Source organism: Klebsiella ornithinolytica, assembly GCF_030505655.1.
Classification (GTDB): Bacteria; Pseudomonadota; Gammaproteobacteria; order Enterobacterales; family Enterobacteriaceae; genus Klebsiella; species Klebsiella ornithinolytica.
This window is the reverse complement of record NZ_CP130153.1, coordinates 1,534,797-1,547,413: the sequence shown is the minus strand read 5'-3', so window position 1 is coordinate 1,547,413 and position 12,617 is coordinate 1,534,797. Positions and strand designations below refer to the sequence as shown.

General features: G+C 60.4%; 12 protein-coding genes. 1 reads left to right on the top strand and 11 read right to left on the bottom strand.

What is annotated here, in order from left to right; translation table 11 throughout:
• Positions 1–31: 31 nt before the first annotated feature.
• The 6 genes from yfaU to Q1L34_RS07335 all read right to left on the bottom strand — a co-directional run bounded on the left by yfaU (position 32) and on the right by Q1L34_RS07335 (position 6,240).
• The gene (gene yfaU / locus Q1L34_RS07360) at positions 32–835 is read right to left on the bottom strand and encodes a 2-keto-3-deoxy-L-rhamnonate aldolase (protein WP_015583814.1); all 804 of its coding nucleotides are present in this window, start codon (positions 833–835) and stop codon (positions 32–34) included.
• 14 nt (positions 836–849) lie between these two features.
• Positions 850–2,139 (bottom strand): MFS transporter, encoded by a 1,290-nt coding sequence (locus tag Q1L34_RS07355; RefSeq protein ID WP_015583813.1) that lies wholly within the window; start codon positions 2,137–2,139, stop codon positions 850–852.
• Between the two features lie 52 nt (positions 2,140–2,191).
• The gene (gene rhmD, locus Q1L34_RS07350; RefSeq protein ID WP_015583812.1) at positions 2,192–3,397 is read right to left on the bottom strand and encodes an L-rhamnonate dehydratase; all 1,206 of its coding nucleotides are present in this window, start codon (positions 3,395–3,397) and stop codon (positions 2,192–2,194) included.
• Between the two features lie 13 nt (positions 3,398–3,410).
• Positions 3,411–4,193: an IclR family transcriptional regulator gene (locus Q1L34_RS07345; RefSeq protein ID WP_015583811.1), complete on the bottom strand. Its 783-nt coding sequence runs from the start codon at positions 4,191–4,193 to the stop codon at positions 3,411–3,413.
• A 204-nt stretch (positions 4,194–4,397) separates the two neighbouring features.
• Entirely contained in the window at positions 4,398–5,594 is a 1,197-nt protein-coding gene (locus Q1L34_RS07340; protein ID WP_015583810.1) for a nicotinamide mononucleotide deamidase-related protein YfaY, read from the bottom strand.
• Between the two features lie 103 nt (positions 5,595–5,697).
• Entirely contained in the window at positions 5,698–6,240 is a 543-nt protein-coding gene (locus tag Q1L34_RS07335; RefSeq protein ID WP_015583809.1) for a YfaZ family outer membrane protein, read from the bottom strand.
• Positions 6,241–6,469: 229 nt separating this feature from the next.
• On the opposite strand from Q1L34_RS07335, the gene nudI reads away from it, so the two are divergent.
• The gene (nudI, locus tag Q1L34_RS07330; RefSeq protein WP_015583808.1) at positions 6,470–6,895 is read left to right on the top strand and encodes a nucleoside triphosphatase NudI; all 426 of its coding nucleotides are present in this window, start codon (positions 6,470–6,472) and stop codon (positions 6,893–6,895) included.
• 32 nt (positions 6,896–6,927) lie between these two features.
• Here nudI and menE read toward each other — a convergent pair whose 3' ends face one another.
• Genes menE through menD form a run of 5 tightly spaced genes read right to left on the bottom strand, consistent with a single transcriptional unit; the run spans position 6,928 to position 12,563 of the window.
• Positions 6,928–8,304: an o-succinylbenzoate--CoA ligase gene (gene menE / locus Q1L34_RS07325; RefSeq protein ID WP_134936227.1), complete on the bottom strand. Its 1,377-nt coding sequence runs from the start codon at positions 8,302–8,304 to the stop codon at positions 6,928–6,930.
• On the bottom strand, positions 8,301–9,266 hold the full coding sequence (gene menC / locus Q1L34_RS07320) for an o-succinylbenzoate synthase (RefSeq protein WP_048756673.1): 966 nt from the start codon (positions 9,264–9,266) through the stop codon (positions 8,301–8,303). Before menC ends, menE begins: the two co-directional genes overlap by 4 nt.
• A complete protein-coding gene (gene menB / locus Q1L34_RS07315; RefSeq protein ID WP_032686654.1) occupies positions 9,266–10,123 on the bottom strand; it encodes a 1,4-dihydroxy-2-naphthoyl-CoA synthase in 858 nt (285 codons plus the stop codon). Before menB ends, menC begins: the two co-directional genes overlap by 1 nt.
• A 14-nt stretch (positions 10,124–10,137) precedes the next feature.
• Positions 10,138–10,896 (bottom strand): 2-succinyl-6-hydroxy-2,4-cyclohexadiene-1-carboxylate synthase, encoded by a 759-nt coding sequence (gene menH, locus Q1L34_RS07310; RefSeq protein WP_192226385.1) that lies wholly within the window; start codon positions 10,894–10,896, stop codon positions 10,138–10,140.
• The gene (gene menD / locus Q1L34_RS07305) at positions 10,893–12,563 is read right to left on the bottom strand and encodes a 2-succinyl-5-enolpyruvyl-6-hydroxy-3-cyclohexene-1-carboxylic-acid synthase (RefSeq protein ID WP_327204427.1); all 1,671 of its coding nucleotides are present in this window, start codon (positions 12,561–12,563) and stop codon (positions 10,893–10,895) included. Before menD ends, menH begins: the two co-directional genes overlap by 4 nt.
• Between the last annotated feature and the right edge of the window lie 54 nt (positions 12,564–12,617).

Genomic DNA, 12,617 nt, shown 5'->3' with positions numbered 1-12,617 from the left:
CCTCAAGAGCGCGTTTTGTCAGTAGTCTTAACTAATAGCTCCCCTTTCCTTCCGCCGGTTCGGCGACCGGTCTGAACATCGCCAGCCGTGTATCCAGAGCCCGGGTATAGAGGTTGGTATCGACGCCAACGGCGACAAAATTTGCCCCCCACGCCAGCGCGTTGTGCGCCATTTCCGGGTCAACGGCGAGGAAACCTGCGGCTTTCCCCGCCGCGCGAATGCGGCGGATACTCTGTTCAATGATGCGCTGCACTTCCGGATGGCCGGCGTTGTCCGGGTAGCCCAGCGAAGCCGATAAATCAGCCGGGCCGATAAAGACGCCGTCAATACCCTCCACTTCGAGGATGGCATCCAGGTTGTCGAGAGCGGTTTTGCTCTCTACCTGAATCAGCAGGCACAGCTCATCGTTGGCCAGCGCCATATAGTTCTCCACCCGTCCCCAGCGTGCGGCGCGCGCCACCCCGGCCCCGACGCCGCGGGTGCCCAGCGGCGGATAGCGGGTCGCCGAGACTATCTCCCGCGCCTGTTCGGCGGTATCGACCATCGGGATCAGCAGCGTTCTGGCGCCAATATCCAGCACCTGCTTAATCAGGCTGCGATTGCCCTCCACCGGGCGAATCACCGGCTGGCTGGCATAGGGTGCGATGGCCTGCAGCTGATGATAAAGGTCCTGGATGGTATTGGGCGCATGTTCGCCGTCAATCAGCAGCCAGTCGTAACCCGAGGTGGCGGCAATCTCAGCCATATACGAAGAGGTCGAGCTCAGCCACAGGCCAATCTGCGCTTCTCCTTGCAATAATCCCGCTTTAAATGGGTTCGATAAAATTGCGTTCATAGTTCTCCCTTACATTAATGCTGTACGCTGCCAGCCTGTGGCACCGTGCGATTCACGCGCAGTGAAAAGATAATAACCACCCCGACAATCGCCACGCAGGCGAGCGTCAACAATCCGGCAGAATTATTGCCGAACATCGTTTCGGCCTGAACCCGAATGATGGGGGCCAGAAACCCACCGATGGCGCCAAACAGGTTGACGAAACCAATGCCCGCGGCCAGCGCCGTGCCGGACAATAGCTGCGTCGGCATGGTCCAGAAGACCGGCTGCACGGCAATGACGCCGACGGCGGCGACGCACAGCGCGATAATGGCCAGCACCGGCGACACCAGCCCGGAGACCGCGATGCCAATGGCCGCCGCCAGCAGGGTGAATGCCGCAATATTACGCCGCTCGCCGGTGCGATCGGAGTACCGTGGAATCAGCCAGGTCCCGAACAGCGCCGCCACCCACGGGATGGCGGTCACCACCGAGGCCACGAACCCGACTTTGGTGCCCAGCAGCGCGGCAACCTGGGTCGGCAGAAAGAAAATCAGACCGTAAACCGCCACCTGAATAGTCAGGTAGATAATGGCCAGTTGCCAGACGCGACCGTTGCGCAGCGCATCGGACAACCGAGAGGTGACCTTTTTCTGCTCTTCTCTGGCCAGCTCGCTAATTAACGCCTGCTTTTCGACAGAAGTCAGGAAACGCGCATTTTGCGGCGTATCATCGAGCCAGAAGAAGGTGAAGAATCCCGCGCCGACGGCCAGCAGCCCTTCAATGATAAACATCCAGAACCAGCCGGGATGTCCCATAAAACCGTGCATTTCCAGCAGGGCGCCGGATAGCGGTGAACCGAGGGTCAGCGCCAGCGGCGCGCCCATATAAAACAGCCCCATAATGCTGGCGCGGTTCTGCTGGGGAAACCACTGAGAGGTCAGGTAGATCATCCCCGGGAAGAAGCCCGCTTCGGCGGCGCCAAGCAGAGTGCGCACCAGCAGAAATTTCGCTTCCGTATCCGCCCATGCCATCGCCGCGGAAAGAATGCCCCACAGCAAGGTGGTGCAGCCAATCCATTTTCTGGCGCCGAATTTGCGCATCAGCAGGTTGGCCGGCACCCCGAGAAAGGCATACACCACAAAGAAAATCCCTGCCCCCAGCGCATAGGCTTCGTTGCTGAGACCGGTATCCAGCTGGTAGGTCTCCTTGGCAAAGCCGATATTCGAGCGGTCAAGAAACGCCAGCACATACAGCGCCAGCATAAAGGGGATCAAACGGGCGCGGTTTTTCTTCACCACGCTCTCAAGCAAGGTGTTGCTCATCGTAATATCCTCAACATGGGGCCGCACATCAGCGCGGTGCGGCACGACGGGATCAGTGGCTGTAAGGGCGTTTCAGGTTGCAGTCGCGGTTCAGCTCGACGCCGAAGCCCGGTTTATCCAGCACGGTTTTATGAATGCGACCTTTCACAGGTACCGGCTCGTCAACCAGAATCGGATCAAACTGCGGACGCATCGTTGAGCAGTCCGGGCTGGTCATCAGGAACTCGCTGAACGGCGTGTTGGTAAAGGTAATGACCGCATGGTGCGAATAGACCGATGAGCCGTGCGGAACCACCAGCTGGCCACGCGATTTGGCGATCGCCGCAATCTCCACCAGGGTGGTCAGGCCGCCGCACCAGCCCACGTCAGGCTGCATAATATCGATGCCGGTTTCCGACAACGTGCGGAAGGATTGCAGCGTGCCGTGGTGCTCGCCGCTGGTGACCATCATTCCGGCTGGCGCATTGCGTTTAAGCTCGCGATAGCCTTCATACTGCTGCGGCGGCAGGCACTCTTCGATCCACTTGAGGTTATAGGGCGCGCAGGCGTGGGCCAGTTTAGTGGCGTAGTTAACATCCTGGCTCATCCAGCAATCCAGCATCAGCCAGAAGTCCGGGCCGCATTTTTCACGCATATCGGCCACCATGGCGGCATCTTTGCGGATCCCCGCATCGCCATCGTGCGGCCCCCAGTGGGTCGGCATTTTGCCGCCAATAAAGCCCATCTCTTTCGCCAGGTCCGGACGTGCCCCGGTGGCGTAGAACTGAATTTCATCGCGCACCGCGCCACCCAGCAGTTTGTAAACCGGCAGTCCAACCACTTTGCCAAACAGATCCCACAGCGCCAGGTCGATACAGGAGAGGGTATTCATCACCAGGCCGCCGGAGCCGGAGTAGTACAGGGTGGCGTTGAGCATCTGGTCATGGATCAGTTTGATATCGCTGACGCACTTGCCTTCGATAAAGCGGCTCAGATGCTTTTCGACGATAAAGCAGCCCATCTCACCGGCGGTCGACACCGCAAAGCCGGTCTGTCCGTTTTCGGCTTCGACTTCCACAATCAGCGTGCCGAGAACGTTGATGCCAAACGACTGACGGGACTGTTCATACTGTGGATATTTGCTCATCGGCGTGGCGATATGATCGTCAATCCAGTGGTTTGCCCCCTGGTCATGATAATCGCCGCCGCCAGCGCCTTTCTCTGCGGTAGCTCCGCCGATAAACCAGGCGCGGACGTGTTTAATTTTCGGTAGGGTCATGATCTTCTCCTTATTATGAGGCCTGTTGTTCGAAGGGGCTCTTCCACCCCAGCAGACGGGAAATATCTTTAGCGCAGGCAATCGCCCTACCGGCGAGGTAATCGCGATTGTCTTCATTGATTTGCAGACGGGTACCCACCACGGAAATGGCGGCGGTCAGCTCGTTGTTGGCGTTAAAAACCGGCGCGGCCACGCAGCGAACGTCGGGATAATCTTCACCGTTATCGAAGCTCCAGCCGCGGGCGCGGATACGCCCCAGCTCATCGCGAAGCTGCTGGGCGCTGGTGATGGTGGTTGGCGTCGCCCGCTCCCACTGCAGCTCGCTGATAATCGACTCCTGAACCCGCTCGGGCTGCCAGGCCAGCAGGCATTTACCAATACCGGAACGATACAGCGACAGGCTCTTACCCTCGTGCGAACGCACGCTGATGGTCGCCGGGGATTCAATCTTCAGAATGTAGTAGGCGTTGCCGCTGTCGATAATGCCCAGGTGGCAGAGTAGACCGCACTGATCCATCAGTTGCGTCAGGCGCGGCCGCGCCAGTTCGCGCAGGTCCATTTTGCTCAGCGCCTGCCCGGCCAGCTCAACCAGCTTGGTCCACAGGCAGTAGTTATCCTGATTATCCATGCTGAGGAAGCGCTGTTTTCTCAGCTCTCCCAGCAGCAGATAGGCGGTACTTTTCGGAATACCCAGTTCGTCAATAATGGTCGCCGCGCTGCAGGGGCCGATACGGGCGATTAAATTGAGAATGTCGATGGCGCGGGTCAGCGCCGGGACTTTGCTTGATTCCAACATGCTGGACTCCAATCCTGAATACTGGAATCAGTGTTGCGGTTGTCCGGGCGGTAAATTGTGAGCGACTTCAAATGACGACGCTATTCCAGCCGGGTGGACATTCGGAGGGAGGAAAATGCGAGATGGCGCACAGAATATTTAAAAGCAAGTACAACAGGTTGGACTCATTGCGCGTCGGGAGAGGTTCCCGACGCAGAGGTTGGTTTAAACCGAGAGCGATTCGACGACGTTAATCCAGCCGTGTTCACCGGCGACCGGCTGACCGTGCAACCAACGGCGCAGCATATTCAGCGCCATCATGGCACAGACTTCCTGACGCACTGCCAGGCTGTAGCGCGTGGCGCTGAATTTAACCCGCAGCGCATGGGTGCCTTCCGGCGTCGAGAGGACGAAATTCAGGTGATCGGCTTCCTGGCCGCTCACCGCCAGCGCCAGACCGGCGAAATGATTGACCCGCCGTTCTGCGGCCCAGCGGGCGGACTGCGCCAGCGACTCCTCCTGGCAAGGGACAATTTCACTTGCCAGCAGCGGCGCATTTGCCCGCGAAAGCTGAAGCGCCAGCAAACCGCCGGTAAACTGTTCACTCAGCGTCAGACTCAGCTGGCGCTCCTGTAAACAACGCGCGATCTGCGCGGGCAGCCCTTCGGTGCCCTCGAAAATCATGCTCTCTCCCGCCACTTTTTTCACTTCCGGCCATATCGCCAGCATCGCTTCGCGCTGCTCCGCCGGCCCGGTGAGCTTCAGCTCAATAATCGGCATTGAAGAGCGGTAGCCCATGACGACGCCCGGCGGCAGCGCCAGCGGATCGAGGCTTTGCGCCAGATCGCTTTCCGAACGGCCAAACGTCGTCAGACGCAGACACAGCGGCGGGGCAGAGAGCGGGAAACGCTCACGCAGGCGGGGTAAAATTTCCTGCTCGACCATGATTTTGAATTCCGACGGAACGCCGGGGGTGAAAAACATCAGACAGCGGTTGAGCTGAACGGCAAAACCGCAGGCCGTCCCCACCGGATTGTTGATCATCTCCGCGCTGGCGGGGATCTCCGCCTGCTTACGGTTACTTGCGGCCATCGGGCGACCGCGCTCGGCAAAGAAACGGGTCATCGTTTCCAGCCACTCTTCGTGCAGAATCAGCCCTTCGCCCTTGGCGGTCGCCGCGGCCAGCGCGCTCAGATCGTCACTGGTTGGCCCCAGGCCACCGTTGACGATCAGCACATCCGCCTGTTCACTGCGCTCACGTAGCACCGTGACCAGGGAGTCAAGGTCATCGCCCACGGTGTTGCGGCGCGTTAGCGGTAATCCCTGATTGAAAAAGAAATCGGCCAGCCACGCGGCATTGGTATCGACGATTTGCCCGTGCAACACTTCATCGCCGGTGGACAGCATTTCCACATTTATCATTATTCACTTCACTCCTTGCCTGCCAGGTGGCAATACTATAGCGCAAGGCGCAGGCGGAGTAGACAGGAATACGGCGCGGGAAACGTTCGCGCCGTTGGGGGGATTAGAAGCTGGCGCTGACGCCGAGATACGGACCGTCTGCAATCGTGCTGTCTTTGTTGCCGTCCTTCCCTTCGAGGTTCAGATAGCGATAACCGGCTTCGATGCTCAGAGGACGCATAATCGTCCAGCTCGCACCGGCGTTAGCTTCCTGATAGCTCTGAATGCCGCTGGAGAGAGAATCCGGGGAATAATAGTATTCGCCGAACAGACGGAAGCTGTCGCCAATTTTCCACTGCAGGCCGCCGCCGACGGCCGCCGCATACCCTTCATCGCCGCTCTTCGGGTTGGTATAAACGCCCTTGCCGCCAACCGTCGCGAGGAACGGCCCCAGCGGAATATTCAGACCAAGGCCTAACCCCGCCGCGTCGCCGTCGTTGTCGCTGTGCATCCAGTTGCCGGTCACTGCCAGACCAGATGACTCAGTCCCGAAACCGACGCCAAGGTTGGTGTAGTGCTCGCCAGCCTGCCCGGTTACGCTGATTGCATGGGCCGCCGTAGAGACGAACATCATGCCGGCAAGACCTAATAAAATGCTCTTTTTCATTTTTACTCTATCCAGAAAACAAGAATCAAAAAAGTCCCAAAAACCGCAGAATTGTACTGCCGAACGCTGAGGAATCAATGCACTAAAACGACCTTTACTCTCGTGATTGTAACCAGTTGCTACGGATAATGTCGGCTAAATACGGACAATGCAGCTTGCGGTTTAGCGAGACGGCTCGCAAACTGGTGCTCAAACATCTTTTCCCTACCGTTTAGTCAAGGAGATCACCATGCGCCAAAGGACCATCGTCTGCCCGCTGATTCAGAATGAGGGACACTATTTGCTCTGCAAAATGGCTGACGATCGCGGCGTTTTTCCCGGACAGTGGGCGCTTTCCGGTGGCGGCGTTGAACCGGGCGAACGCATTGAAGAGGCGCTACGCCGGGAAGTTGCTGAGGAGCTTGGCGAGGCGCTGCAGCTGACGCAGATTACGCCGTGGACCTTCAGCGATGATATTCGGGTCAAAACCTATGCTGACGGCCGTCAGGAAGAGATTTATATGATTTACCTGATTTTTGATTGCCTTAGCGCCAACCGCGAAATCACCCTCAACGACGAGTTTCAGGCGTATGCCTGGGTGAAACCGGAAGATTTGCCCCGCTACGATCTGAATGTGGCGACCCGCAAAACATTAACCCTGAAAGGCCTGCTCTGAGCGCCCCGGCACCGTGCCGAGGCCAACCCCGGTTAACTGGTCTGGCTGCCTGGCAACGCATTAACCCAGTCACGTAATGCCCGGCGGGAGATTTTAATCCCGCCGGTTTTCAACGACTCAGGTAACGTCAACCAGCGTACCGGCTGCTGAAAACGTGCCAGCTTATCCTGTGCCCAGGCCGCCAGCGCGGCGACATCGCACTGCGCATCGCACTCCACCACCGCCACCGGACGCTGGCCAAACTCCGCATCGTCTAACGGCACGATAAACGCCTGCTGAATCTGCGGATGAGCCAGGAGTACTCTTTCCACCTCTTCAGGCTGAATCCCTTCCCCTCCGCTGAAAAAGAGGTTATCCATCCGCCCAAGCAGAGTCAGTTTGCCCTCCCTGATCTCGCCGCGATCGCGCGTGGCAAACCAGCCCTGTTCGTTGACCAGCGGCTGCACCCCGCCTTCGCGCCAGTAGCCAGCGGCCATGCTATCGGCCCGCAGCCAGACTTCGCCGGCAACAATTTTCAGCGCGCGCCCCGGCAGCGGCTGGCCGACGTCCGGCGCGCCATCCGCCTCTTTACCACAAACCGTCGAGGCGAACTCCGTCAGGCCATAACCACACCAGCAGCGAATGCCCCGGGCGCGCGCCTGTTCGGTCAGCGCGACGGGAATCGCCGCGCCGCCCAGCAGCACCGCCTTCAACGACACATCAGCCTCGCTATTGAGCAATCGCCAGAGCTGAGTGGGCACCAGCGAGGCATGCGTACAGCCTCGCAGCGCCTGTTCCAGCGGTTGTCTTTCTCCTACCGTCAGGCGAGCCCCCGCCAGCAGCCAGCGCCAGAGAATGCCCTGGCCGGAAACATGAAACAGCGGCAGCGACAGCAGCCAGTCGTCATCCGACGCCAGCGGAATCATCGCCAGCACGCCTTCAGCGCTGGCAAGATGCGCCCGACAGCTGTGCACGGCGGCCTTCGGCAGCCCCGTAGAACCGGAGGTGAGCGTCATCGACGCCAGACGTTCTTCGCGCCAGGGCAACGTCGAATCCCCCGCCGCCCGTTGCAGCGTCAGCGGCGTAAAGTCGAGGGCGAGCGGATCGCCGTTCAGCACCAGCGCATAACGCAGATCGAGGGAGGGTAACAATACCGCCAGCAGCGAAGGCGGTAGCTGAGGATTCAGAGGAAGCACCCGGGCGCCGCACTGAAGCAGCGCCAGCCATGCCAGCAATGCCGACGGCTGGTTATAGGCCCGCAGCAGCACGCCCTCCCCTTCGTTGACCCCTTGAGCGCGGAATCCCGCGGCCAGCGCGTTAACCTCAGCGCACAGCTGCCGCCAGCTCAGGACAACGTCGTTCAGACGTACCGCCGGCGCATCGCCACGCAGCCGGCACCAGTGGCGCCATGGCCAGTCGCTAAAGGTCACAGCAGCGGCTCCAGCTCATCACGACTCAGGCAGGGTAACGGGCTGTCAGGCCAGGGGCGAATCAGCTGCGCGCGCATCAATGCCAGCGTATCCAGGCCGGGAAGGGTCTGCGGCGTCAGCCAGGCGGCAATCCGCGCCAGCTGCGTGAGTCCAAGGCTTGATTCGATCGATGAGCTGATCACCGCCGTCAGCCCCAGCGCATGAGCCGTGGCAACCTGCTCCCGCACTTTACGCAGGCTACCGGTGAGCGTCGGCTTGATCACCAGCGCACGCAAACCCGGCTCTGCCTGAAAACGAAAATCCGCCTCACGCAGGCTTTCATCCCAGGCAATCGCGATGCCGGTTTCCCGGGCAAAAGCCCGTGAGTCGTCGCGGGTTTTACACGGTTCTTCAAGGAAGGCAATACGGTCGCGGTACTGCGGGTGGACATATTTCGCAAACTGCTGCGCTTTGAGCGGTGTCCAGGCGCGGTTGGCGTCCAGACGTAGCTGCAGATCGGGAATCGCTTCCAGCAGCAGGTTAACCACCATGCCGTCACGCACCGCTTCATACAGCCCGATCTTGACCTTCGCGACCTTTTCACCGGGCAGTGCCGCCAGCCTGGCAAACAGTTCGTCCGGGTCGCCGGTGCACAGCGGCACCGCGCGATACTCCGCCTCCAGCGGCAGTTCATCGTTCAGCTCCGCCAGCGCACAGCTGACGCCGAAGGCCACGGAAGGCAGAGACGGCTCGGGCGGGTTCTCGCCCTGCCGCCAGGCAAGCGACCACGCCACCAGCGCGGACTGCGCCTCCTCCAGCGTTTCCACGCTAAAGCCCGGCAGAGGCGCAATTTCACCCCATCCCTGACGTTCACCGTCCTGCAGGTGGATGAACAGCCCATCGCGAGTTTTTAACCGCCGTTCACGCAGTACCACGCCCGCGTCCATCGGTACCTGCCAGCGGTAAACCTGCGCCTGACGCATTATGGATTCCGTTTAAATTTGCTGAAGTCCGGCTGACGTTTCTGGTTGAACGCGTTACGCCCTTCCTGCCCCTCTTCGGTCATGTAGAACAGCATGGTGGCGTTCCCTGCCAGCTCCTGCAGCCCCGCCTGACCATCGCAATCGGCATTCAGCGCCGCCTTCAGGCAGCGCAGCGCCATCGGACTGTTTTGCAGCATTTCGCGACACCAGCGTACGGTCTCTTTTTCCAGATCCGCCAGCGGGACGACGGTGTTGACCAGCCCCATGTCCAGCGCCTGCTGCGCATCGTACTGACGGCACAGGAACCAGATTTCGCGCGCTTTTTTCTGGCCGACGATCCGCGCCATGTAGGATGCGCCCCAGCCGCCGTCAAATGAGCCGACTTTCGGACCGGTCTGACCGAAGATGGCATTTTCTGCGGCAATCGTCAGATCGCACATCATATGCAGAACGTGACCGCCGCCGATGGAATATCCCGCCACCATCGCCACAATCGGCTTCGGACAGGTGCGGATCTGGCGCTGAAAATCGAGCACGTTCAGGTGGTGAACGCCGGAATCATCCTGGTAGCCGCCGTAATCGCCGCGGACCTTCTGGTCGCCGCCGGCGCAGAATGCTTTGTCGCCTTCGCCGGTGAGGATAATGACGCCGATATTATCGTCATATCGGGCATCGGACAGCGCCTGAATCATCTCTTTCACGGTCAGCGGGCGGAACGCATTGCGCACCTGCGGACGGTTAATGGTGATTTTAGCAATCCCGTCCGTCGACTTCTGGTAACGAATGTCGGTATAGCCTTCGGAGCAATCGTGCCATTCCACAGGGGCGTAGAGCATTGCTTCATCAAGAGAGATCATAGAATGTCCTTTGGTTAACTCGCTAAAAACTGGGCCAGACATGACACCACCGCCGCGGGATTTTCCCGATGCGCGTTATGCCCGGCATGATGAATAATATGTGTCGTGGCGGCGACGTCGCGCGCAATGGCGCGAAACTTCGCATCGCGCTCGCCGCAAAGATAATGAAAAGGGTAGCGCCGGGCGCGGAGCTGCGCACGCAGGTCGGGCTGTACGGCGAGGGAAGTTGCCTCCAGCATCGCGGCAAGACTGGTGCCGCAGTTGTGGCTGCGCAGCGCCACAAGCGCTTCCCGCTGCGCCGTACTTAAGCCGGCGAAAACCGGCTGCTGGTACCAGTCGGCAAAAACCTGCGCCAGCGGCTCGCGACGAAAACGCTCCGCCCAGGCGGCATCGCTACAAGCACGCTGGCGGCGTTGGTGCGCATCCTGGAGACCGGGATGGCCGCCCTCTACGACCAGCCCGCACAGCCCGCGCCGCGGCTGGCTGGCAAAAAACATCGCAATACGCCCGCCCAGCGAATAGCCAATCAGCCAGTAGTCCTGAACATGATAGTGCGCCAGCGTTTTCTCCAGCCGCAGGCTAACCTCGGCGAAACCACTGACCCTGACCTCGCGCGAACCACCGTGACCCGGCAGATCGATATACAGCTGCGGATAAGCGCTGAACGCGGCGCCTACCGTTTGCCACTCCCGGCTGTCGCCGGAAAAACCGTGTAAAAAGACCAGCCAGGGATAGCCCGACAGCCCCTTTTCGCACCGGGCGTGCAGACTCATAGCCGGCTGACCTGCGCCAGCAGCTGTTGCAGAGTATGGGTGCCTTCCGTCTCATTCACCACCAGCTCAATCAGCGTGGCGCCAGGAAGACGCCAGGCCCCGGCCAGCGCCGCTTCCAGAGCCTCCCAGGTGCCCGGGCGGTGATAATGAAGACCAAACATCGCCGCCGCATGGCCGAAATTGACATCCTGCGGCATCAGATAAAACTGGCGCCGTTGATCCTGCGGCGTCGGCAGCAAAGAGAAGATCTGCCCGCCGTTGTTGTTGACCACGATCAGCACCAGCGGCGCAGAGGCCTGACGCAGCAACGCCAGCGAGTTCAGATCGTAGAGCGCGGAGAGATCGCCGACGATCGCCAGCGTCGGGCGGGCGCTGGCGCGCTGAACCCCTGCCGCCGTCGCCAGCAGACCATCAATACCGCTGGCGCCGCGGTTGCTATAAACCGGGTATCCCGCCGGAAGCTGCGCCAGGGCATCAATCAACCGAACCACCAGGCTGTTACCGACAAACAGCTGCCCCTGATCCGGAAGATAGCGGTGGATTCGGTGAGCCAGCTGGGCTTCGCCAAATGCCTCGCTGCGGTCGGCCGCCGCCTGCCAGGCCTGCCGCGACAGCACAGGGATCGTCGTCGCCCACGGCTGGCGGCTTTCCGCCGGATGCAGATCCAGCCACTGCCCCACCGGGCAGACCAGCCGACGACCGCGGTGATGAGCCGGGTCGAGGCGGCCGGGGAGATTATCCACGACCCAGTACTCTTCCGGTTCACAGGTGGCCTGCCACTGCAGTACGCGTTTACCGGTGAGGCTGCTGCCCAGCTGCACAACGATTTGCGCCTGCTGCAGTTCGCTCACCGCTTTGCCGTTCGCCAGCCACAGGTCGGCGCACGGCAGCGGCTGCCCGGTCTGGGAAAGGACGTCACCAATCAGCGGCCAGCCGAGCGTTTTTGCCCACTCGGCGACTTTTTTACCTTCGGCGGCGCTCATGCGGCCCGCGACGACCACGCCCCGCTTTTGCCGCCAGAAAAACCAGTCGCGCTGCTTTTCGCTTTCCAGGTGCAGGGACTGACGCAGCCAGGGTTTATCGCTTTGCCACCACGCGCCGAGCTGCTGCTGCCACTCCACGCCGGAGTCATCCATCTCGCCGTACAGCGGCTCGGCGAACGGACAGTTAATATGGATACCGCCGGAATGCAGGGCGCCCAGCGCCTGGTCAATCGTCGACACCAGCCAGCGCGCGGGCACATCCTGCGACGGACGCGGCAACGACAGCGTCTGCGAGGGATGAGAAGCAAACATGCCCGGCTGGCGGATCGCCTGGTTCGCACCGCAGTCAATCAGCTCCGGGGGACGATCGGCGGTAAGCAGTATCAGCTTTTCACCGGTCAGCCCCGCCTCAATTAAGGCCGGATAGAGGTTAGCCGTCGCCGTTCCGGACGTGACAATCACCGCCACCGGCTGCCGGCTGGCTTTTGCCAGCCCCAGCGCCAGATGGCCAAGACCGCGTTCATCGAAATGGGTATGGGGAATAAACGCGCGGTTTTCCGCCGCTGCCAGCGTAAGAGGTGTCGAGCGCGAACCCGGCGCAATGCAAATATGCTGCACGCCGTGGCGAGTTAATGCTTCGAGGATCACCGCCGCCCAGCGTCGGTTAAATGCGCTTACTGACATGAAATTGTCCGGTATCAAATATTGAGGCTAAGTATAGGTAATACAAAGCAATGG

What these genes read in the sequence shown, in the direction of transcription:
- menH (WP_192226385.1), bottom strand. Translation starts at nt 10,896, where the DNA reads ATGAGTCTGCACGCCCGGTGCGAAAAGGGGCTGTCGGGCTATCCCTGG.
- Q1L34_RS07335 (WP_015583809.1), bottom strand. Translation starts at nt 6,240, where the DNA reads ATGAAAAAGAGCATTTTATTAGGTCTTGCCGGCATGATGTTCGTCTCT.
- menD (WP_327204427.1), bottom strand. Translation starts at nt 12,563, where the DNA reads ATGTCAGTAAGCGCATTTAACCGACGCTGGGCGGCGGTGATCCTCGAA.
- menC (WP_048756673.1), bottom strand. Translation starts at nt 9,266, where the DNA reads ATGCGTCAGGCGCAGGTTTACCGCTGGCAGGTACCGATGGACGCGGGC.
- Q1L34_RS07340 (WP_015583810.1), bottom strand. Translation starts at nt 5,594, where the DNA reads ATGATAAATGTGGAAATGCTGTCCACCGGCGATGAAGTGTTGCACGGG.
- menB (WP_032686654.1), bottom strand. Translation starts at nt 10,123, where the DNA reads ATGATCTCTCTTGATGAAGCAATGCTCTACGCCCCTGTGGAATGGCAC.
- Q1L34_RS07345 (WP_015583811.1), bottom strand. Translation starts at nt 4,193, where the DNA reads ATGTTGGAATCAAGCAAAGTCCCGGCGCTGACCCGCGCCATCGACATT.
- yfaU (WP_015583814.1), bottom strand. Translation starts at nt 835, where the DNA reads ATGAACGCAATTTTATCGAACCCATTTAAAGCGGGATTATTGCAAGGA.
- Q1L34_RS07355 (WP_015583813.1), bottom strand. Translation starts at nt 2,139, where the DNA reads ATGAGCAACACCTTGCTTGAGAGCGTGGTGAAGAAAAACCGCGCCCGT.
- rhmD (WP_015583812.1), bottom strand. Translation starts at nt 3,397, where the DNA reads ATGACCCTACCGAAAATTAAACACGTCCGCGCCTGGTTTATCGGCGGA.
- nudI (WP_015583808.1), top strand. Translation starts at nt 6,470, where the DNA reads ATGCGCCAAAGGACCATCGTCTGCCCGCTGATTCAGAATGAGGGACAC.